This is a genomic window from Deltaproteobacteria bacterium (genome assembly GCA_016235345.1).
In the GTDB taxonomy this organism is placed as follows: domain Bacteria; phylum Desulfobacterota; class Desulfobacteria; order Desulfobacterales; family Desulfatibacillaceae; genus JACRLG01.
In genome coordinates this window covers 22,807-44,816 of record JACRLG010000006.1, presented here as the reverse complement: position 1 = coordinate 44,816, position 22,010 = coordinate 22,807, and the positions used below count along the sequence as shown (strand labels likewise).

21 protein-coding genes are annotated in these 22,010 nt (G+C 55.1%); 16 read left to right on the top strand and 5 right to left on the bottom strand.

Annotation, left to right across the window (positions count from 1 at the left end; all coding sequences use genetic code 11):
- Positions 1 to 8 precede the first annotated feature (8 nt).
- Positions 9 to 344 carry an STAS domain-containing protein gene (locus HZB23_03155; GenBank protein ID MBI5843652.1) on the top strand — a complete coding sequence of 112 codons (336 nt, stop codon included), beginning with the start codon at positions 9 to 11 and terminating at the stop codon, positions 342 to 344.
- Between the two features lie 253 nt (positions 345 to 597).
- On the opposite strand, the gene HZB23_03150 is transcribed toward HZB23_03155, so the two are convergent.
- From HZB23_03150 to HZB23_03130, 5 genes are all read right to left on the bottom strand, one after another.
- A complete protein-coding gene (locus tag HZB23_03150) occupies positions 598 to 1,803 on the bottom strand; it encodes an adenylate/guanylate cyclase domain-containing protein (GenBank protein ID MBI5843651.1) in 1,206 nt (401 codons plus the stop codon).
- Between the two features lie 153 nt (positions 1,804 to 1,956).
- The gene (locus HZB23_03145) at positions 1,957 to 2,757 is read right to left on the bottom strand and encodes a sel1 repeat family protein (GenBank protein ID MBI5843650.1); all 801 of its coding nucleotides are present in this window, start codon (positions 2,755 to 2,757) and stop codon (positions 1,957 to 1,959) included.
- A gap of 133 nt (positions 2,758 to 2,890) precedes the next feature.
- Positions 2,891 to 3,898, bottom strand: a complete 1,008-nt coding sequence (gene dmeF, locus HZB23_03140; GenBank protein MBI5843649.1) for a CDF family Co(II)/Ni(II) efflux transporter DmeF — start codon at positions 3,896 to 3,898, stop codon at positions 2,891 to 2,893.
- Positions 3,899 to 3,988: 90 nt separating this feature from the next.
- Complete coding sequence (locus HZB23_03135; protein ID MBI5843648.1) at positions 3,989 to 4,438, bottom strand: DedA family protein; 450 nt, start codon at positions 4,436 to 4,438, stop codon at positions 3,989 to 3,991.
- A gap of 237 nt (positions 4,439 to 4,675) precedes the next feature.
- Positions 4,676 to 5,584, bottom strand: coding sequence for a MerR family transcriptional regulator (locus HZB23_03130; GenBank protein ID MBI5843647.1), 909 nt, complete (start codon positions 5,582 to 5,584; stop codon positions 4,676 to 4,678).
- A gap of 347 nt (positions 5,585 to 5,931) precedes the next feature.
- On the opposite strand from HZB23_03130, the gene HZB23_03125 reads away from it, so the two are divergent.
- The 15 genes from HZB23_03125 (at position 5,932) to HZB23_03055 (ending at position 21,998) form a co-directional block, all read left to right on the top strand.
- Positions 5,932 to 7,116: a thiolase family protein gene (locus HZB23_03125; protein ID MBI5843646.1), complete on the top strand. Its 1,185-nt coding sequence runs from the start codon at positions 5,932 to 5,934 to the stop codon at positions 7,114 to 7,116.
- Complete coding sequence (locus tag HZB23_03120; GenBank protein ID MBI5843645.1) at positions 7,113 to 7,553, top strand: Zn-ribbon domain-containing OB-fold protein; 441 nt, start codon at positions 7,113 to 7,115, stop codon at positions 7,551 to 7,553. The genes HZB23_03125 and HZB23_03120 overlap by 4 nt, the downstream gene beginning before the upstream one ends.
- Positions 7,554 to 7,560: 7 nt before the next feature.
- Positions 7,561 to 8,349, top strand: a complete 789-nt coding sequence (locus HZB23_03115; protein ID MBI5843644.1) for an enoyl-CoA hydratase/isomerase family protein — start codon at positions 7,561 to 7,563, stop codon at positions 8,347 to 8,349.
- Positions 8,350 to 8,564: 215 nt separating this feature from the next.
- Positions 8,565 to 9,728 carry an acyl-CoA/acyl-ACP dehydrogenase gene (locus tag HZB23_03110; protein ID MBI5843643.1) on the top strand — a complete coding sequence of 388 codons (1,164 nt, stop codon included), beginning with the start codon at positions 8,565 to 8,567 and terminating at the stop codon, positions 9,726 to 9,728.
- A 21-nt stretch (positions 9,729 to 9,749) separates the two neighbouring features.
- On the top strand, positions 9,750 to 11,303 hold the full coding sequence (locus HZB23_03105) for a long-chain-fatty-acid--CoA ligase (protein ID MBI5843642.1): 1,554 nt from the start codon (positions 9,750 to 9,752) through the stop codon (positions 11,301 to 11,303).
- 36 nt (positions 11,304 to 11,339) lie between these two features.
- A complete protein-coding gene (locus HZB23_03100) occupies positions 11,340 to 12,734 on the top strand; it encodes an NADH:flavin oxidoreductase (GenBank protein ID MBI5843641.1) in 1,395 nt (464 codons plus the stop codon).
- A gap of 31 nt (positions 12,735 to 12,765) precedes the next feature.
- The gene (locus HZB23_03095; GenBank protein ID MBI5843640.1) at positions 12,766 to 13,779 is read left to right on the top strand and encodes an amidohydrolase; all 1,014 of its coding nucleotides are present in this window, start codon (positions 12,766 to 12,768) and stop codon (positions 13,777 to 13,779) included.
- A 66-nt stretch (positions 13,780 to 13,845) separates the two neighbouring features.
- Entirely contained in the window at positions 13,846 to 14,508 is a 663-nt protein-coding gene (locus HZB23_03090) for a cobalamin B12-binding domain-containing protein (GenBank protein ID MBI5843639.1), read from the top strand.
- Positions 14,505 to 15,620, top strand: coding sequence for a hypothetical protein (locus HZB23_03085; protein ID MBI5843638.1), 1,116 nt, complete (start codon positions 14,505 to 14,507; stop codon positions 15,618 to 15,620). The genes HZB23_03090 and HZB23_03085 overlap by 4 nt, the downstream gene beginning before the upstream one ends.
- 10 nt (positions 15,621 to 15,630) lie before the next feature.
- The gene (locus HZB23_03080) at positions 15,631 to 16,425 is read left to right on the top strand and encodes a dihydropteroate synthase (GenBank protein MBI5843637.1); all 795 of its coding nucleotides are present in this window, start codon (positions 15,631 to 15,633) and stop codon (positions 16,423 to 16,425) included.
- A gap of 25 nt (positions 16,426 to 16,450) precedes the next feature.
- Complete coding sequence (gene dctP, locus HZB23_03075; protein ID MBI5843636.1) at positions 16,451 to 17,479, top strand: TRAP transporter substrate-binding protein DctP; 1,029 nt, start codon at positions 16,451 to 16,453, stop codon at positions 17,477 to 17,479.
- A gap of 58 nt (positions 17,480 to 17,537) precedes the next feature.
- Positions 17,538 to 18,548, top strand: a complete 1,011-nt coding sequence (locus HZB23_03070; GenBank protein MBI5843635.1) for a CoA transferase subunit A — start codon at positions 17,538 to 17,540, stop codon at positions 18,546 to 18,548.
- Positions 18,545 to 19,321 carry a 3-oxoacid CoA-transferase gene (locus tag HZB23_03065; protein MBI5843634.1) on the top strand — a complete coding sequence of 259 codons (777 nt, stop codon included), beginning with the start codon at positions 18,545 to 18,547 and terminating at the stop codon, positions 19,319 to 19,321. Before HZB23_03070 ends, HZB23_03065 begins: the two co-directional genes overlap by 4 nt.
- A gap of 247 nt (positions 19,322 to 19,568) precedes the next feature.
- A complete protein-coding gene (locus HZB23_03060) occupies positions 19,569 to 20,429 on the top strand; it encodes an SDR family oxidoreductase (GenBank protein ID MBI5843633.1) in 861 nt (286 codons plus the stop codon).
- 117 nt (positions 20,430 to 20,546) lie between these two features.
- Positions 20,547 to 21,998: an FAD-binding oxidoreductase gene (locus tag HZB23_03055; protein ID MBI5843632.1), complete on the top strand. Its 1,452-nt coding sequence runs from the start codon at positions 20,547 to 20,549 to the stop codon at positions 21,996 to 21,998.
- Positions 21,999 to 22,010 lie beyond the last annotated feature (12 nt).

The window sequence follows — 22,010 nt, the reverse complement described above, 5'->3', positions numbered from 1 at the left end:
AACCATAAATGGAGATTCTTACGCAAAAAGCAGGCGGCGCGACCGTCATGACCCTTACCGGCAGGCTGGACGCCGTCACCGCTCCGCAGTACGAAAAAAACGTGCGGGTTCTGATCGAAGGGGACGACTGCCATTTCGTGGCGGATTTCACGGGCCTGGAGTACATATCCAGCGCCGGCCTGCGGGGCCTTCTGGTGACCGCCAAGCTCCTCTCGGCCAAGGGGAAACAGGTGCGTTTCGCCAACGTGACCGGCGCAATAAAGGAAGTGTTCGAAGTCTCCGGTTTCGACTCCATCTTCCAGCTAGACGAGTCGGTGGAAGCCGCCCTCAACGCCCTCGCCTGAAACGCCGTTAAAAAGCCTCCAAGCCGTTTTTCTCACGGGCGGAAAATCCCGCATCAAGAAGCGTTCTCATGAAGGAGAGCACCCTTGAAAAAATCGCGGAGATGTCCGAGGCTTGGCTAACGAAAAGGATGATCCCTCAACCAAAATCCAAGCCTTGAGCGGCCAACGCTTCGGGGGCGGGCCGGGCTACCCGAAGGCGGCGCGAACACGTAACCTTATGCGTGATGAACTTTTCTGGAAAGAGCCCAAATTTTCATTGCAGGGAAAAAACCTTCAAAGGCTTGCTCTTCCCCTTGGCCTGTAAAAACCTGGGTTCGGGATTGACTTCAATATCCTTTACCTTGTCATGGATTTCCTCAGAGATCAGAACCTCGCCTCCAAGCGCGTGGTCGCATATTCTTTTGGCTGTGTTGACGGTGTCCCCGATTACGTCATAAACCTTTACCTCCCTGCTCCCGACCAGGCCTTCCACCAAATGGCCAGCGTGGACCCCTGCACCTGACGAGAGCCCGTATTGTTTCAAAAAATTGTTTATTTCATGGCTGATGGTCATGGCTATCTTCAACGCGCTCTTTTCATCAGGAAAAACCGCCATTATTTCATCTGCAGTATGCTTTACCTTTATCACATCAGATATTTTCCATATCTGTTCAGCCTTTTCAAAATAGTTGTTCAACATGTTTACAACGGTTTCTGGCGACTTGTCTTCGCTCCATTTCGTGAAACCCCGTATATCCATGAAAAAAACGGTCCGCCTCTTTCTTTGAAGATTCAATGATTCTGAATCAGTGATTGCCGCCGATAAAAGCTGCCTTCCCAACAGCCATTCGGAATATTTTTTAAGCTGACCGGCAGTGTATTGCAAAAGACTCAAATAACGATTGGCGGTAACATTGGCCATTCCCAAAACAACGCCCAATAAAGGTATGACTATTGCTACGAAAAGATGGCTGTCATTGGAAAGAAATTTTCCGATACTGTTGTATTTTGGCTCGGTAATGGCCTCGAAAATACCGTACATGACCAACAGTATGCAAGTACGCACAAGATGAATGAAAATCGTTATTACGTCATGCGACTTGCCCGATGCCCTTTCTTCGATTTCCTGAAGCAACCCTATGGTAAAGGCGAAACCAAGAAAAGCAACGTGGTTGGGTCCCGTGAAAAAAATCGGGCCCTCGAAAAAAAATTCAATGCCCGTATAAAGCGCGGGAGCGATAAGGTTGCCCAACAAGCGGCGGCTGGGTTTTCCATGATATTTCCAGGTCCCGATAAACATGGCCTGAACACAGCAGGAAAATATTATCGTGTAAGGATCGGGCTCCCTGAAATATGCCAGGGGCCCCTTTAGCAGCAGTTCCAGGAAAATGTTCGCAAGCGGGAAATGGATGCTGTTAGTGAACAGCTCCTGGGAAATCGCCCCCGCCCTCGTGCCTTTAAGGCGTTTTTCAATTTCCATGTCATCCGCTTCCAATGATTAGTCTGCGAAAAACAGTAGGTTACATTGGCAGCCGAGGCCGCAGGGATAATATTTTCGCCTTTCCGGCAATGGGGAAAGCCGACCTTCAACAAAACCAAAAAGGAAGAACCGTCCGCCGGTTTTGAGTCCTGCCTACAAGCCCATTTCCAGTGCCGCAGTGGCTATGAGCCCGGCCTTTTCCGGAAAAAGCGCTTTCAGTATCTCGAAATCGATCAGCAAGGCTTTTTCATGGCCAGTCCTGCACTGGCCATATTCGCGCATGGCCTCGTCACGCTGGCCCTGCAAGAGCAAAGCATGGGCCAGGTTGATACGTATCCATGCCTGCCCGGAATCCAGGGCCAGACCTTCCCTTGCCGTCTCCACCGCCTGGATGAACCGTCCGGTCAAAAGGCTGGAGTAAGACGCGTTTCCAAGATTTATTGGGGACCTGTCATGGTAAAGAGCCGCCTCACGGCCTTCAAGAGCCCTTAAGAGCCAGTTTTGAGCCTCGGTGATGCTTTGGGCGAGTCCCTGACCCGTGGCATACATTTCACCCAGCCTTACCTGGCCCGAAGTATCCCCCTGCAAAGCGGCCTTGCGATACCATTCCGCCGCTTCGGCATAGTCTTTGTCCACACCCTGGCCGTTATAATACATCGCCCCGATATTGCTTTGGGCCTCTGCGACATCCTGTTCGGCAGCCTTCCGCAGCCATTTCATCGCTTCGGCGTAGTCCGTTGCGACGCCCTGGCCGTTGGCGTACATCACGCCGAGGTTGTTTTGAGCTGCTGCGTCACCTGTTTTCGCCAGGGGCCGGAACAGTTCCAGCGCCCTGGCGTATTGGCCACGTTTGTATGCCGCTTTCGCCTCTTCAAACTGGTCGGCCAAGGCTGTTGCAGTCAAGGTGAGGAGAAAGAAGGAAAGAAATGAAAAAGCTAATAATATCCGTTGCATGGGAAGTATCCGTTTGCCCTGAAAAGTAAGATGTCTGAAACCTCGTGGTTGTCTTATAAGGTATCCTGGACGCCGGGGCAACGGGCTTTTATCGCCTTTTGCACAAGGGCCTGCCCGCAAGGATTCATCGCCGTCAAGGGGTCCAACGGGCCTTGCAGCCGCTGGCGCCGCACCGGCGGATTTCAACCGTCAAATGGACGATGCCGAGCGATTTCGGCAACAGCGCGTAGTAATCGTCAATGCTTTGGGGCTCGGATGAGACAAGAACTATTTCCGCCGCGAATATTTCCGGCCCCACGGCCCAGACGTGAAGGTCCGACACCCGGTTGTCGCCAACGGCCTCGAGGGCGTTTTTCACTTCTCCGCTTATCGGGGCGGGAGCCTCCATATCCAGCAGAACGTGCGCGGAGGAAAGCAAAAGCCCCCAGGACCAGCGGGCCACAAGAACCGCGCCCACTATGCCCATAAATGGATCAAGCCAGTTTAAGCCGAGGTATTTTCCGCCCAGAAGCGCCAGTATGGCCAAAACCGACGTAAGGGCGTCTGCCAGCACATGCAGGTATGCCGACCATAGGTTGTGGTCCCTGGGCCTTTGATGGTGATGGTCGTGCGAACACGCCTCCTGCCGGTTTTCGCGACCATTTTCATGATCGGCGTCTTTTCCGGCCTCGTCATGGGAGTGTCCCCTGCCGCCCAGTATGACAAGGCAGACGCCGTTGACCATCAGACCGATGACAGCCACCAGGATCGCCTGATCGAATCCGATGGATACCGGCGAAATAAGACGCCGCACGCTCTCACCGGCCATGACCATCGCAAAGATGACCAGCATGACAGCGCTGGCGAAGGCCGCCAGTGAGTTGACCTTGCCGGTGCCGAAATTGAACCTCGCATCACTGGCGTGACGGCGGGTGTAGTAGTAAGCGAAAGCTGAAATGGAAAGAGCCGAGGCGTGGGAGCCCATGTGGAGGCCGTCGGCCAAAAGGGCCATCGAGTCGAACCATATGCCCGCCGTTATCTCCACCGCCATTGTGGCCAAGGTGATGAAGATGACCATCAGGGTGCGCCTTTCGCCGGACTTTTTCGCGTCCTGCCCGAAGGTGTGGTCGTGCGCCCATTGTTCGATGGATTCGGTGTGCATGGGATATTTCCTTATCCTAATATGACTTGTCCGGGTTTTGCCCATCTTGAAACCGAAGCTGCCTGGCCGATGGCATTTCTGCCGCAGGCATCAGGGTGCCAATATCCCGACACCCCAGAGGATTGCCCAATAGCGGAAGGCTTTTCCCGCCACAACCCAAAGGAGAAAGGAAACTGGGTTGACCCGTAAGACCCCCGCCGCCAGCGTGAGCGGATCGCCCACAACGGGCAGCCACGAGAAAAACAGAATAGGCGCGCCCCATCTGCCGTAGGTTCTTTCAGCCCTGATCCGGGCGCTGTCTTTAATTTTGATGTATCTTGAAAAAAGAAAGCGCCCTCCCCAAATCCCTACCAGGTAGTTTACCAGCGCACCCAGTGAATTGCCAATGGTGGCCACCGTCAGAATCATGACGGGGTTGAATTTTCCTCCGGCCATTAGGGCCACCGCCCCCTCGGAGCTTAAAGGGATGAGCGTGGCTGAGAGAAAGCTCGCCAGAAACAGCCCTGCGTAGCCGAGATTTTGCACGACGGCCTCGATCATTCGGAAATCCGCTTCATCTGAGGCTCCACCCAAGGCCCATTGCGGCCATTTTCGGAAGGCCGAAATCATCCATCCCGCCTGCCATCAGGGTTTTCTCCATATTACAGGGAGCGCAACTTGCTTCCATTTTCCGCATTTCCGAAAAGGCCGGGGATGAAAACCGGTCTTTCCTTTCTTTGCCGGGCTCCCTTAAAAAACCATGCCCCGCTTAATGACAGGACTTTACTTATCTGCAGGCTATTCCTGGGAAGACCCCTCCATGTCGAACCCTTTTTCTTTAGAGGGATCGAGGCCGACAAAGAGGATATCGCCAACGAAAGTTATCAGGTGGTTAAAGGTGTACCTGTTGTCCAACCTGGACCTTAAGGTCACGCCCTCTATGAGTCCCATCAAGGAAAAGGCCAGAAGTTCAGGGTCCACGTTCCGGATGAGCCCCTGATTGACTGCCTGCTTGATTTCCTGCACCAAAGGGCTTGTGATTTTTTGGAAAACCTCTTCAACCCTTCCTTTAGGCCATCCTCCGTGCGTCATCTCCGCCCGGAGCTGGTGGAGGATTTCGTTATATCGCTCGAAATTTTCAAAAAAGGTCCGGGCCCTTATCACCCACCTGCGCCACAGGTTGCCCTCGCCCTTTATCTCGACGGCCATGCCGCCAACTATAGCACGCACAACCTCGTCCACCACCTCCAGAAAAAGCTCCCTTTTGTCCTTAAAGTATACATAGAAGGTGCCTGTTGAGATGCCCAGCCCCTGTGTGATCTCGGCCACCGTCGTTTCATGGAACCCTTTTCGGGAAAAAATTTCGATTGCGGCCTTTGCGATCTCCTGCCGACGCTGATCGCGCGGAGTGTCCGGCGATTCCTCTTTGAACGGCAACTTCCCGGCGCTCCCTGCTTTGCGTTTTGTGCGTGAAATGGCTCGATTTTGCTCCTGCAGAAAGCTTAGGGGAAGATCAGTTTCCTTTTTCAGCCTTTCTATCTCCCTCAATCGCTCCAGATGCCTCTCATCGTAATACGCCATGGTCTGGCCGGTCTTGAAGGGCGGCGGAAGGAGGCCCTCCCTCGTATAATAATGAATGGTGGTGCGGGGTATGCCCGCAACCTTTTCCAATTCGCCGATGCGCATGTATTTTTTGTTTTTATCCACGACTTTTCACCTCTCCCCGGAAGCACCCACCCTGTCACAAGCGTGAGCAGTGCTAAACTATAGATGTTTTATATAGTTATGCCTTCATAAAATCAAGCAGATTCCGCTGTCTTGAAGTTTGAATATTTTTATAATTATTTTATATATTTATAATATAATAAATCCGGGGCGAAAAAATTTTAAAAATTCGGCTTGACATGGACGTTCTAAATCTATAGAGTGAAAACGAAGATTCATTCTAAACTATATATGTGGCCGGGGAGACTGAAAATGACAGCTTTTCGAGGGAAAACCAAAAACGGCAAGTCCGCCGGAGGGTCATGCCACAGGGCGAAAAAGGAGGGAGCATGAAGAGCGATAAAATCGCAATCATAGGAATTGGGGAAGTTCCCACGCGAACCATGCCGGAACGGAGCCGCTGGGACATCATCTACGACACCTGCATGGAGGCTGTGCGGGATTCGGGCCTCACCAAAAGCGACATCGGGGCCGTCATCTCCACGAGTCCCCAGGCCCAGCCGCAGCTTACGGCGGAACTGTCCTTCGGGAAGCTCCCGGAGGAACTCGGCTTCGAAAACTGCCGGGACACCTGCGTGGTGAACGCCGGGGGCGCCGGAACCAGCAACTGCCTTCGCCTTGCCGAGCAGTACATCAATTCGGGAGTGGCCGACGCTGTTTTGGTCCATCATGTGACCGTCCATTCAACTATTGCCGTTCCCGACCTCATCGCCTTTTTCGCCATCGCCGGGGTGGACCTCCAGTGGGAATACCCGTTCGGCTCCACCTACAACATCATCATGGGGCTCATGGCCAACCGCTACATGCACGAAACCGGATGTACGCCCATTCAAATGGCGTCGGTGGTCACGGCGCTTAGGAGCTGGGCCTCACGGGATCCCAATTCCATCTTTTTCGGCAAGGCCGTTCCCAGCCCGGAGAAAGTCCTTGAATCAGGAATACTCAATACCCCGCTGCATAAGAGGGAATCCAACATCCTGGCGGACGGCGGCTGCGCGATGGTGGTGGTCTCGGCGGAGAGAGCCAGGAAGATGGGCAAACCTGCGGCTTACAAGCTGGGCGAGTCGGTCCGGTACTTCTCGGCCACGCCCATGATGCGGAACTTTGAAAAGATGGCCTACGGAATGCGGGACACCGCCAATGAGGCCATTGCCCAGGCCGGCATTTCCAGGGACGACGTCAGCATCTGGAACGTCTATCTGGCCTATCCCCTGGCCCATCCCCTCATGGCCGAGGCCCTCGAAGTGGCGCCCTTCGGCCAGGGCGGCCAGTACTTCCTGGAAGGCCGTATGTCCTTCGGCGGAGACATCCCCTGGTCCACCATCGGCGACGCACCGGGCCGGGGCCACACAGGCTCGGGGGTTTCTTCCGCCGTTTACGTGGAAACGGCCCGCCAGCTCATGGGGCGTGCCGGCGAACGCCAGGTTCCGGGCTGCTCCTACGTGTATCAGAATACCTCCGGCGGTTCGGGATTCAACAACATTTCCACCATCTGGGGGAGGGAGCCCAAATGACCACCCAAGACACCCAAGCAAACCAGTTCGACATGACGCGCCCCTTGCCCGTTGTCCAGCCCTGGAGCGAAGCCTTCTGGGAAGGAGCAAGGGAAGGGAAACTCCTCTTGCAGCACTGCAAGGCCTGCAAGGCGGTAATTTTCTATCCCCGCAAGTTCTGCCCCGAATGCTGGAGCGCGGAGATCGAATGGAGGCAGGCTTCGGGCAAGGCCGTCGTTTACACCTTTTCCACCGCCTACGACATGGTGGAGCCCCGCTTCTGGGCCGACATCCCCTACACCATCGCCTACGTGGACCTTTTGGAAGGCCCCCGAATGATGACCCGGATCGTGGAATGCGCGCCGGAGGACATCAAAATCGGCATGGAGGTGGAGGTGGTTTTCTCCAAACTGGACGACAAATTCTTCCTGCCGTATTTCCGGCCGGTTACGAAATAGGTGCGACATGAGCGACTACACTACCGTCCGTTACGAAATTGATGAAGCCAATGCCGCTGTCTGCCGCATCACCTTGAACCGCCCGGACAAGCACAACGCCATTGACCGGGCCATGGCCGAGGAACTTGTCTCGGCTTTCCGGCGGGTGCGGGATGAAAATTCCGTCGGCGTCGTGGTTTTGACCGGGGCGGGGGAAAAAGCCTTCTGTTCGGGCGGCGACCTTTCCGTGTTCCCCTCCCTTGCCGAACATCAAAGATGCCTCGACTGGATGGCCCACCAGGGCGCGGACGTGGGCCGGGCCATGGCCCTTTGCGGCAAGGTCATCATGGGCAGGATCAACGGCCACTGCCTTGCAGGCGGCCTGGAACTGGCCCTTTGCTGCGATCTTCTGTATGCGCGGGCTTCCGCCAAGATGGGCTTCACCGAAATCAACATGGGGATTCTCCCCGGCTGGGGCGGCACCACCCGTATCGTGCGCAGCATGCCTCTCTTTCGCGCCAGGGAGATCATATACGCCGGGCGCAAGGACTACACGGCGCGGGAGATGTATGAAATGGGCCTTTTGACAAGGGTTTTTCCGGACGATGAGTTTGACGCGAAGTTCGAGAAAACGGTGGCCCTCATCGCATCCAAGAAGCCCATAGCGCTTCGCATGGCAAAGGAGGTCATGGCCTGCTCCGCCGACGGAGCGCCCATGGAAACGGCCCTTGCTGTGGAGCGGAACGGCATAACCTGGCTGGTGCACGCTCCCGATATCCAGGCCCTGCTGGATGCTTACCGGCAGACTCCCGTGTAGCAGCCTGTCTAAAAACGCGAACTGCGGTGTCGCGCTTCAAAGCCAATTCCGCCACGTACTTTCAGTACGCTTGCTCATTGGCTCCTCGCGCTCCTTGCATTTCATCGTTTTTATCCAGGCTTCGTATCGTGCCTTTTTTAACCGGCTGGCAGCACATTCGGGAGCATAAGAGCCGTAACCGGGCTTCGGGCTCCAGACAGTTCCAAGGAGGCAACATGGATTTTTCTCTTTCCAAACAGCAGGAAATGTTCCGTCAGGAGATGCAGCGGTTCTGCAAAAAGGAGCTTTCCCACGAATACGTCCTTTGGATGGACGACAACGTGGATTTCGTGCCGGACGAGCTTTGGAAGAAGTTCGCGGATCTCGGAATGTTCAGTGCGGGCATTCCTGAGCAGTACGGCGGGGACGGCCTTCCCATGATGGACCTAATGATCGGGTTCGAGGAAATCTGCAAGGCCTCCCTTTCCGTGGCCAACGCGGTGGGCGCAACCATAGGTTTCGGAACCCGCTTCATTGCGGAGCTTGGAAGCGAGGCCCAGAAGGCCGATCTCCTGCCCAGGCTCGGCAGAGGCGAGCTAAAAATGTGCATGGCCCTTACGGAACCGGCGGGAGGCACCGACATTCTGGGCTCTATTTCCACCACCGCAGAGGAAAAGGGTGACTCGTGGGTGCTCTCCGGCCAGAAGATATTCATCACCGGGGCCCACGTGGCGGATTACATGATCGTGATAGCAAAAACCGATCCTAACGAGAAGCCCAGCAGGTCGCTTTCGGTTTTCCTGGTTCCGGGAAAATCCAAGGGCATCCGCATAGGGCGGGTGCCCAAGATCAGCTTCCATCACTGCGACTCGGTTGAGGTGTTCTTCGACAACGTGGAAATCCCCAGGGAAAACATCCTGGGAACACGGGGCAACGGCTGGTACGAGATGCTGGCGGTCTTGAACCCGGAGCGCATCGGGGTGGCGATGATGGGCGTTGGCATCATCGCGGCCTGCTACGAGTATGCCTTCAATTACGCCCAGCAGCGCCAGGCTTTCGGCGGCCCCATCAGCCGGTTCCAGATACTCCAGAAGTACCTGGCCGACATGTTCATCAACCTGGAGAACGCCCGGAACATCACCTATAAGGCCGCGTGGCTGCACGACAATGGAAAGCCCTATCACGTGGAGGCAACCATGGCAAAGCTGGTGGCCGCAGAGGGCGCGCTGCACGCGGCGGTGCACGGAGCGGAAATCATGGGGGGCTACGGCATCTGCAAGGAGTTTCCCATGCAGATGTATCTTAGGGACGCCTTCCAGATTCAGTTTTCGCCCATATCCAACGAGATGAGCCGCAATATGCTTATGCAGTTTCAGGGGCTGCCCAAGTCCTGGGCTTAGAAGGAGCATTAGGAGGCTTCCATGTATACACTGGGTGACATTCCCCGCAAGAGCGCGCTCTTTCACGGAGACCGGACGGCGGTGGTGTTTGAGGATGTCCGGCTGACACACCGGGAGTTGAACAGCCGGGTGAACCGGCTAGCGGGCGCCCTGGCCGCATGGGGCATTGAAAAGGGCGTCAGGATCGCCATTCTTGGCGAAAACAGCGACCGATATCTGACCGCCTATTTTGCAGCCGCCAAGCTGGGGGCATGCGTGGTGCCTCTCAACTTCAGGCTCTCCGACAACGAACTTAAGCACATTCTCGAAGATTCTGAAGCGGGGCTCCTGTTCGCCGGAGAGGGTTACGAGCAAAGGGCGGCCACAATCGCCAAACAGGTACCTTCCCTGGGTCCGGTCATCGCTCTGGAAAAGGCCGCAAGCGGCATGGTGTTCCTGGAGGACCTGATCCGGGACAGGCCGGACCGCGAGCCGGATGCATACGTGCACGAGGATGATCTGGCGGTTTTGATGTACACCGGCGGAACCACCGGCCAGCCCAAGGGGGTCATGCTCTCCCACCGCAACCTCATGACCGCGGTCACAGCTATGGCGGTGATTGCCGGGGTCCGCCCCACAGATTCCACCTGTTTCGTGCTGCCCCTGTTTCACGTTTCCATCTGGCCGGTGTTCCTGCTTTTGCTGGCGGGCGGCAAGGTGGTCATCAACAGGAAGATGGACCTTGGGGAAATTCTGCGGCTCATACAGGATGAACAATGCACCCACATGAACCTGGTGCCCACGGTTTACACCTGGCTCATGGAGTACCCGCAGGCCGACCAATACGACCTGTCGAGCCTGCAAATGCTTTCATACGCGGGGAGCCCCTTTCCGCCGGAAAACCTTTCCAGGTGCATCCGCCGTTTCGGCCCCCTTTTCGCCCAGGGCTACGGCAGCACGGAAACCGCAGGCGGCCCGGTCAGCTTTCTTTCCATGGAGGATCACCATGTTTCCGGGCCGAACTCGCGCCTCTTGGCCAGCGCCGGAAAGCCCTCCGTGTGCTCGGAGGTGAGGATTCTGGATGAGGACGGCACGCCCCTGCCAGCGGGCCAGATCGGCGAAGTGGCCGTGAAGGGCCGACACGTGATGATGGGTTACTGGAAAAACCCGGAACTCACCGAAAAAACCCTGCGGGACGGCTGGCTCCACATGGGCGACATGGGCTTATTGGACCATGACGGCTACCTGTTTCTGCTTGATCGAAAGGCGGACATGATAGTCACCGGAGGCGAGAACGTATACCCCCAGGAGACCGAAAACGTTCTTTACCAGCACGAGGCGGTCCTGGAGTGCGCAGTGGTATCGGCCCCGGACGACAGGTGGGGCGAGAGAGTCCAGGCCGTGGTGGTTCTGAAGAATGAAGCAAAGGCTTCCGAAGAGGAACTCATCGCCCATTGCAAGGCGAAACTTGCCGGTTACAAATGCCCCAAAAGCATCGTTTTTCAGGAGACTCTCCCCAAGACGCCGATAGGAAAGATCCTCCGAAAGGAACTCAAGCAGGAATTCTGGAAAGGCCATAACCGCTCGATCGGATAGACAAACCGGTAATCCTATACATTGAAGGAGAAAGTCATGAGCATCAACGCGCTATTCGAACCCATCGCCATTGGAGACATGGAGCTTAAGAACCGCATAGCCATGGCCCCCATGAACCCCGGCTACACCGGACCCCTTGGATACCACAGCGACCAGAGCACGGCATGGTACGCCATGCGCGCACGCGGCGGGTTCGGGCTCATCATCACCGAATGCGTGGTGATGAACCCCCACCGCTGGGGCGGGCAGGAGTCCCTGAACACATCGCTATTGATCGACGAGCGCTATTATCGGTTTCACAGCGAGATGCTGGATGTGCTTCACCACTATAACGGCGTCAAGGTCTGCATTCAGCTTTCCCCGGGCTGGGGCCGCCAGGGCCACCCCCACGCCGAAAGCCGCGACTGCCCGGCGGGAGCCCCTTCGGCCATTCCCATGGAAACCGACATGCGCAAATTGAACAAGGGCTGGCACAAGCAGTTGAAGCGCCTTGCGCCCCCGGAAGTCGCCCCTCTTCTGCCCGACCTGGAAACCCTGCAAAACATGAACGATGAGGAGTACTCAGCCTTCAGGATGCTGGTCTACGAGGTCCTGGTTAAGCACATGCCGGACATGGCCCATATAATCTTCGGAGATACCCCGAGGGCCCTGACCATAGCCGAAATCGTTGACCTGGAAGACCGTTTCGCAGCCCAGGCCCGCGCCGCCTTCCTGCTGGGTTACGACGCCCTGGAGGTTCACGCCCCCCACGGTTATCTCATCCACCAGTTCCTGTCCCCCCGGAGCAACCAGCGCCACGATATCTATGGCGGAAGCCTGGAAAACCGGGCGCGTTTTCTGGTCAACATCGTCGGGAAGACTCGTGAGGCCGTCGGCCCCAACAAACCCCTGGGGGTCCGCCTTTCGGGAGACGAGCTGATGCCGGGAGGCATCACCCACGAGGAGGTGAAGCAGGTGGTGGCCATGTGCACTGCCGCAGGGGCCAACTTCTTCGACGTGTCCCAGGGCTCATACGAAAATCCAGGCGCGGCCTTTGCGCCCGACGGCGAGAACGACTACACCCGCTGGGCTCCGGGTTTCAAGGAGGCGTCGAAGGGCCTGCCTGTCATAACCCCCAGCTTCATCAACCCGGAAACCGCCGCTGCCGCAATTTCAAGCGGCAAGACCGACATCATCTCCCTGGGACGCCAGTCAATCGCCGACCCCTTCTGGCCCGCCAAAGTAAAAGAAGGCAGGGAAAAGGACATAGTGAAGTGCGCCCGCTGCGGCAGGTGCTACGCCGACCTCATGACCGCCCACTGGCTGGGCTGCACGGTAAATCCCCTGGCGGGAAAGGAAAAGCTTTATCCTCAGTTCTGGCTGGACACTCCGGGGCTGAAAGCCAAGGTGGACAAGTTCATGAACAAGGCCCACGGCCTGCCCCAGATATGACAATAACGCACCAGTCGAGGAGACCGCCGCCATGACAACGGAAACGAACGTAAAAGACGATTTCTTCAAGATAGACCCGGAAGCCCATCTCATCGGCGACATGGAGGCGGTCAACCATTTCCCTGGCGTTAGGATGTGGTGGAAGGCAATAGAAAACATTTCCCGGCCCATGGTCACAGGCATGCCGGACTCGTTCCTCTTAAGCCTTGAGGAATGGGAGATGATCAAGACCGCCGACCCCGGCGCAATCCTGCGGGCGATGGACAAGCACGGGGTGGACGTGGCCTGCCTTCTGCCGGAATCCATGATGGACACAACGGGCTACACCAGCCGGTGGTGCACCAACGGGGAAATGGCGAAGGTGGTGGAATCCAACCCTGACCGGTTCATGTACCAGCCCAACATCTCCCCCATCAAACACAAGGGGGTTAAAAACACCATCTGGGAGATGGAGTACTGGGTGAAGGAGAAGGGGGCCAAAATCTTCAAATTCTACCCACCCGAAGACACCTATATCAACGATCCCGATCTCTGGCCCTTCTACAAAAAGGCGGAGGAACTCGACATCGTGCTGGACATCCACACCGGCTTCTGCTGGGTGCCGCCCGGAAAATCCAAGTACGCCCTGCCCGTTCTCATTGACGATGTGGCCCGCGATTTCCCGGACCTTAAAATCGTGGCCTTCCACATGGGCTATCCCTACTGCGACGACCTCAACATGGTGGCAATGGGGCATCCCAATGTTTACGTCTGCCTGTCCCTCCTTGTGCCCTGGGCCTTATGCGCACCCCGGAAGTTCGGCAAGATAATAGGCGAGGCCCTCCGGTGGGTGGGACCGGACAAGATCATCTGGGGGACGGACTTCGCGGGCTTCGGGTTCCAGATGGCAGCAGCGGTCAAGGGTATGCGGGAGTTCCAGATTCCAGAGGATATGCAGAAAGGCTACGGATACCCAGCCATTACCGAAGAGGACCGCAAGAAGATCTTCGGCGAAAACCTGGGCAGGCTTTTGGGAATGGATACCACTAAGCGGCGCGTCAAATAACCGATAAGACGTTTCATGGGAAGATGAATTTGCCCTTTTATCGATAGATCCAACCGGAGATCAAACATGGAACCGAGCCATATCCTGACCATACAGCTTGCATCCGCCCTGGCCGGTCTGGAGGAAAACAGCGTCGAGTCCGTTCTCGAAAAATGTATTGAGAATGATATCCCTCCCCTGACGATTATCGACGGCTTGTCCAAAGGTATGGAAGAGGTGGGAAACCTTTACCGGCAAGGGGAATATTACCTTTCCGAGCTGGTATATTCGGGCGACATTTTCAACAAGGCGATGGGCCGGGTAAAGCCCCTGATCCCGAAGGGTGCTGCCGGGGTAAGGAGCTCTGGCATGGTGGTGATGGGCACCGTCAAAAACGATGTCCACGACCTGGGCAAGAATATTGTTGTCACCATGTTGGAATGCTCGGGTTTTACGGTCCATGACGTGGGTGTTGACGCAGAGCCCGAAAAATTTGTGGAGGCCCTGAAACGCAGCGGAGCAAGGCTTGTGGGCATGAGTGTTTTACTCACCACCGCCTTCGGGTCGCTTCAATCAACCATTGACGCCGTAAAGGAGGCGGGCTTGGGCGAAAGGGTGAAAACCGTCATAGGCGGCGCGGTGGTAAACGAGGACATAAGGAAAAAAATGGGCGCGGACTATTTCGGGGCCGACGCCATCCAGGCGGTTGACATAGCTCGAAAAGTTTATTCGGAGGTATCGGAAAAATGAATTCCTTCGAGCGAATTGAAGCGGCCATAGCCCTGGAAGTTCCGGACAGGGTTCCTTTGGGGCCTCTTTTGGATCACTGGGCCGCGACATATACCGGGATATCCAATGCGGAACTCATGACCGATCCGGAAAAACGGATAAGGTCCGTATTGAAAACAGCCTCCGATTTCAAATGGGACCTAACCTACATTGCGGACACAGCCAATGCGGACATACTGAGGCTGGGAGTCCCGGCCAGGCTGTTGATACCCGGCGTGGAATTGCCCGCAAACCAGGTGCATCAGTTCGACGAAAAAGAGGTCATGGGTGTTGAGGACTACGCCTTCCTCGAAAATGAAGGCGTAATGCCTTTTCTCGAACGCATCATGAACCGCATCTATCCCGGCATGAGCATGGAGTCCTCGCTGATGGAGTTGGCTGCCCTCGGAGCTACCATCGCCGGTCATATAGAGCGGGTCCGGGAGGCCGGAATCGAGCCTGCCGTGGGGTTCGTACTGATTGGCCCGGCCATGGAAATGCTCAGCTTCACGCGAGGAATTTCAAATGCGCTGATCGACCTTAGAAGATATCCCAACGAGGTGAAAACGGCGGCGAACCTGCTGAGGGACTTTTTCCTTCCAATGGCCGTGGAGGGCGCCAAGGCAAATGGTGTCAAACGCGTATTCCTGGGGTGCTCCAGGTGCTCTCCCACCTTCGTCTCCCCAAAGCTCTTCGAGGAGTTCATCCTGCCCGACCTTATGGCCTATATTCACGGGTTTGTCGACTCCGGGCTGACGCCATGGCTGCACATGGATACGGACTGGACCAGGTATCTCCATTATTTCAGGGACATCCCGAAGGGACGTTGCGTCGTCGAGTTGGACGGCGCAACCGACATCTTCGAGGCGAAAAAAATTCTTGGTGGCGTGGCCGTAATCAAGGGCGACGTCCCGGCATCCCTTACGGCCATGGGGACGAAGAACGAGGTAATGGCTTACTGTAAGCGTCTGATCGAGGAAGTGGGAAAAGGGGGAGGTTTCATTCTTGGTTCGGGCTGCTCGATACCTGCCAACGCAAAGACGGAAAATATCCAGGCCATGACGGACGCCGTATTCGAGTGGGGATACTATTAGGGAGATTGCCATGTTCACCGTCATAGGAGAAAGGCTCAACTCGTCACGGCCAAGCATCCTTCGCGCCGTAGTTGATAAGGATGAGGCATTTATCAGTGAGGAAGCCAAGAAGCAGGAAGCCGCAGGTGCGACCCATATAGAGGTGAATGTAGGGTTAGTGGCTGAAAATGAAGCGGCTGACCTGGCCTGGGTTATGGATATCGTACAGCGGGCGGTGGATCTGCCTTTGTGCATAGACAGCCCCAACCCCAAAGTGCTGGAAGATGCTCTGGTTCTTGCAAATAAGCCACCCATCGTAAACTCCATAAGCCTTGAGAAAAACAGGCTGAAACCGATGCTCTCGTTTTTAAGGCATAATGACTGCGGCGTGGTGGCCCTGTGCATGGATGACAGCGGAATACCGAAAACCGCAAAGGACGTAATAGAAAGAGCGGGAAGACTTATTCAGATCCTGGAGGACGCCGGGATTGCAAGTGATCGGATTTACGTGGATCCCCTGATCCAACCCATCAGCACGAACGTTTCCTCGGGAGCCATGGTTTTGGAAGCCGTCAGGCAGATAAGGCAGAGCCATTCTTCGGTTCATATTTTATGCGGGCTTTCCAACATAAGCTTTGGGTTGCCCCAAAGACATGCCGTGAACCGCGCCTTTTTATCCCTTCTCATGGGGGCCGGCCTGGACGCCGCCATTCTCGATCCGTTGGGTGAAAAGGTTTGCTCGGTTTTGAAAACGACTTGGATGCTCTTGGGTAAAGATCCCTATTGCCGGGATTTTTTAAGAGCGGCCAGAAGAAGTCTCATTTAATCAGCGCTGAAAGGAGGAACACGCCATGACAATCTTTTACAGGATCATGAGCTCATGTGCGGCTGTACTTATGGCTCTAACGATAACGGGGGAATGTTCGGCGGCTCAAAAAATCAGCTGGAAAGTGGCCACCCTGGCTCCCCAGGAAATCGGATACGCCAAGGAATTCAAGGCGATCCTCCTTCCGGCCCTTTCCAGGGCCACCGACGGCGACCTTGCGGTAAAGGTTTACTGGGGCGGAGTCATGGGAGACGACCGCCAGTACCTTGATAAAATGCGGGTGGGGCAGCTTCAGGGCGCGGGCCTGTCCGCCCAGGGAACCCTGAACATGTCAAAGCCTGTCGGAGTATTGAGCCTGCCCTTTCTCTTCAACAATTATGAAGAGGTCGACTACATCAAGAAAAGGATGCTCTCACGCTTCGACGGCCTCATAGCCGCAGACGGTTTCAGGCTCCTCATGTGGCTGGACCAGGATTTCGACCAGATATATTCAACGAAATTTCCCGTAACCAAGCTGGCTGATTTTTCCAGGGCGCGCTTCATAATCTGGCCGGGCGTTCTGGAGGGGAAATTCCTGGAGCGGCTTGGCACGCAGCCCGTGATATCGGGAGTCACGGAAATTCCTTCGTCCATAAAGTCCGGTGTCGCCGATGCGGCAATCTCGCCGGCCATCTTTGTGGTGGGAGCCCAGCTTTATTCGACGTTCAAATACATAAACACCACGAAGGTCCGCTATTTTCCGGCCTTTACCGTATGCAGCAACAAAGCCTGGGACCAATTGCCGCCGCAATATCAAAAGGCCATTTCGGAAGGGCGCGAAAAATGGTCAAAGGATTTCTGCGCACTGACCCGCGATGACACCGCAAAAGCCGTCAAGGCCATGAAGCAGTACGGGCTGCAAATAGTCAATTCGTCTCCGGGGGAGATCAGGGATATCCGCGAAAAAACCCTTCCCCTCTGGGACGAGCTTTCGGGAAAACTCTATTCCCGCGAACTTCTGAATGAAATCAAAGAGAATCTGGCCCAATACCGCTCTTCCAGAAAAAGCGGATAGAAAGGTTCAGGGTACAAGGAGCGTATGGATGCATTTGAACTGGATTGGACAGTTTTGCATGGATGGCGGGGTATCAAGTGAAATACAGCGGGGAAAGGGGGAGCTGTTTACGGATCCCGATCCTGACCGTGCCAGGAAGTTCTTTCGTCAAAAGAGCAGGCTGATGAAAGACAAGACCATGCCGCTTTCAAAGGCTGTCGAAGCCTTTGTCCATGACGGCGATTACCTGGCCCTGGGCGGCTTCGGCGGAAACCGCGCGCCCATTGCGGCCTGCCACGAGATACTGAGGCAGGGCAGGAAGCGCATGGGGCTTGCCGGGCACACGACCACCCACGAGTTCCAGATTTTAAGCGCGGGGGAAGTCTTCGACCGGGTGGACGTAAGCTATATCGTGGGCCTTGAGGCTCGTGGGCTGTCGCCGTGCGCCAGAAGATACATGCAAAGCGGCAGGGTGAAGGTTACCGAGTGGAGCAACTACGCCATCTCCGCAAGGCTCAAGGCTGCGGCCATGGGGATCCCATTCGTCCCCACTCGCACTCTTTTAGGCACCGACACCTTTGAACAAAGCGCCTGCATCATCATGGAGTGCCCCTATACGGGAAAGAAGCTTTCCCTTCAACCGGCGCTGTACCCCGATGTGGCGGTCATCCACGTTCACGAAGCGGATGTTTTCGGGAACTGCCGGATTCGGGGCATCCTGAAATCGGACAATGACCTGGCCTGCGCCGCAAAGCGGGTGATTATCACATGCGAGCGCCTCATAACCAATGAGGAGATACGCCAAAGCCCCTCGGAAACCACCATACCCTATTTCCTGGTGGACGCGGTATGCGAGGTGCCGTTCGGCAACTACCCGGGCAACATGGTCTATGAATACTTCTCGGATGAAGAGCACCTGAAGGAATGGCTGAAGGTCGAGGCTGACCCCGAAACTTTTACGGAATTCCTGCAGAAGAACATATACGGCTGTAAGGATCATCATGATTACATCAACAAAAACGGCGGGATGGATAAAATGCTCAAATTAAGAGCCATGGAACACCTGTTGTACAAAGAGGCGGCCCGATGACGGATGCCTATAATCCCATGGAGCTTATGATCTGTGTCGCAGCCAGGGAGCTTCTGGACGGCTCCACCGTGGCGGTTGGGACCGGAGCCCCGTGCGCGGCGGCCATGCTGGCCCAAAAAGCCTATTCGCCCAACCTGTCGGTGATATTCGAGGCCGGAAGCCTGTGCCCGCTTCTTCCCGAAATGCCCATATCAGTCGGCGATTCGCGGGCAGGGCACAAGGCGGTCATGGTTACCACCATGGGAGCCGTCATGGAAACCTGTGCCAGAGGATATGTCGATTATACCTTTTTGGGGGGCGCACAGATCGACATGTACGGCAACCTTAATTCCACCTACATCGGCGGAACCCACCAGAAGCCGAAGGTGCGATTTCCGGGCAGCGGCGGAGCGAACGACTTCGGCAGCTTCTGCTGGAAGATGATGGTCCTTACCGTTCAGGATAAGAGGCGCTTTGTCGAAAAATGCGATTTCATCACGACTCCCGGTTGGCTTAAGGGAGGCAACAGCCGGTATGAGGCCGGTCTGCCCGAAGGAACCGGGCCTTACAAGGTTTTCACCAACATGGCCGTCATGGATTTCGATTCCGAAACGAGGCGAATGCGGGTGATCTCCGTAAATCCGGGCTACACCATCAAAGACGTGGAGGACAACTGCGGGTTCGAGCTTTTAAAAGCCCCTAAGATAACCGAAACCGAACCGCCGACGGAAGAGGAGCTTAGGATATTGAGGGATGATGTGGACCCGCACAGGTACTTGATTGGCAGGTCGTGAATTCTCCCGAAAATACACTCCTTTATCCTGATTTCCGAATCCGCTCTTTATGGATGAGAAGAATGTGGAGTCGCTGCAAAGAGCTGCGTAGTACCATTCCGCTAAATTCGCCCTTCAATTCCAGGTGGGAACCGTTTGGGATACCCCCTTGTCCTTTTACTGGTTCCCACTCCCGCCTGCTCAAAAGCGGGCGCATGTTTATGATTGGATACAAGGGCCGCTGTGTTTTGCAGGGAGGCTTGTTGCCATGAACCAATCTGTTTTGATGAATGAAAAGAAGTGGGTGCTTGTTACCGGGGCGGCATCGGGAATAGGAAAAGCCGCCGCCGAGTTGCTCGCCCAAAACCGGTTCGGCGTGTATGCCGCAGATATCTCGCCGGAAATACCGGATGCTTTTAAACGGGAAGAAAGTATCAGGCCCATAAGGCTTGACATCACGGACCAAGTTGAGGTGGACCGGGCTTTCGATTTTATCTCCGGGAAGGGGACGGGGCTTTTCGCCCTGGTCAACAATGCAGGCATCTTCAGCCCAGGCCCCCTGATGGAGATGGATATTGAAAGGCTCGTTGAACAATATGATGTAAACGTTTTCGGCACTCATCGGGTGACAAGGGCTTTCTTTCCCCTGCTTCTGTCAAAAAAGGGCAGGATCGTGAACATGTCCAGTGTCGCCGGATTTGTGGCCACCCCATTTTCCGGATCCTACGCCTCCAGCAAGCATGCCCTTGAAGGTTGGTCGGATGCCTTGCGCTGCGAACTATCGCCGCTTGATGTCAAAGTCATCGTCATTGAGCCGGCCCTTATCAACACGCCCCTCTGGGACAAGGACCCTGAAGGAAGGATATCGAAGTACCAGGGCAGCATATTTTATGAGGCCAACAGGAAAAAGCTGGCTGCCGAGGCGGAAGAGGCCAAACGGAACGGCGTCCGTCCCCGTGTGGTGGCGAATGCGGTGGTCCGTGCTCTTAAATCGCCGAATCCCAAACCGCGATATCTGGTGACCAATCACCCGGTTAAACACAGGCTTGTGAAGTTTTTGCCCGACGTCCTGACGGACTGGCTTGTGACGAAAGAGATTCGAGGATTGTTGAAGAGATGCAGGATATGAATGCTACGATAAAATTGCAGAAAGCATTGTGCATTTTGCGGACTGTGACTTGGAAATTCCGGTAATTATAAGAGATGAATAAAACACTTCCCAAAATGAAAGTTGGAGGAATGAACGATGCTCGATGAAAACTTGATCAAGGAACTCAAGGCCATCGTAGGCCCCAAAATGGTTTCCACAGCTCCCACAGTGTGCGAATCCTACGCTTACAGCTTTTCACTGAGTATCGACTGGGTGACCCGGCCGGAAATTGTCGTGATGCCTGTCACAACCCGGCATGTGTCGGAAATCGTCAAGCTGGCCAACCGGTACAAGGTGCCCATCACCCCCAAAGGGGCAGCTGGAATGACCGGCCATGGCGGCCCTCTCCATGGCGGCATTCTTCTGGATTTTATCCATATGGACAAAATTCTCCTCATTGACGATAAAAACATGAAAGCAGTAACTGAGCCGGGATGCAGTTTTTTCAAACTGGCCCAGGAATTGTTCAAAAAAGGGATGATCCTGCCCACAGCCGAATACGGCCCAGGCCCCAATGTGGCTGCTTCCGCAATTACACCGGTCAATGGATTCGGAAAAACGCGGTACGGAAGAAATATCGATCTGGTGGAAGGGTTTGAGGTGGTGCTCCCCACTGGCGAAATCGTACATATCGGCTCCATGGCCTATGCGGAAACCGATTTCGGCCCGTTCTTCAGATATATTACAGGCCCCGATCTTATCGGCCTTTTTGCCCAGTCCAACGGCGCCTATGGCATTGTCACTAAAATTGCCTACCGATGCCTGAAAAGACCGCCCTATTGGTCCTTCTTCACCTACTATTGGCCTTTGGAAAAGATCCAGAAGTGTGCCGAAGTTTTGCAGGAAACTACGGCAATGGAGCTGTTTGATGTGCATATCAACGATAAATGGAAATTTGAAGGATTCAAAATGCTGACCGGAGTTTCACTGGTTCCGGACGATTGCTATTTTTGCGTGATTTTTTCCATTAACGGATTCAGCCAACAGGAACTGGAGGAGAAACGAAAAACGGTCGAGGCCCTTTGCTCCGACCTTGAAGGAAAGGAACTGCCCGGCATTGCAGAAACCTTTTTTGATGCCTGGCCCACCTTTTTTTGTCCCCCCACACATCCTGTGGCGGCACAGCTGGCGGATGCCGGATATAAGGCCACCAATGGCGGATACATGTATATGTACGACAGCATGAATTATCCCCTCTCCTGGTTTCCCCAGGTGTATGAAAAAATCATGGAGATCGCACAAAAACACAAAATTCACGGCCCCCCCAGGCTGACGGTCTTTGACGGCTTCCCTATGAAATCCCAGGTGATGTGCTCTCAGACCTGGGCCTTTGTTAACCGGAAAGATCCGGAATGGATGCAGGCCATTCATGAATCCAAAGAGGAGCTAAGGGAGTGGTTCGGGAAAAGAGGCGGCACTTATCAGCAATGCTTTCCGCCGGTAGTGCCGGATTTTACATGGACCAACCAGAAATCCGCCCATACACTTATGAAGCGCTTTAAACAATTTCTGGACCCCAACAATATTCTGAGCCCGGGAACGTTTTAAAAAAGGAGGGAT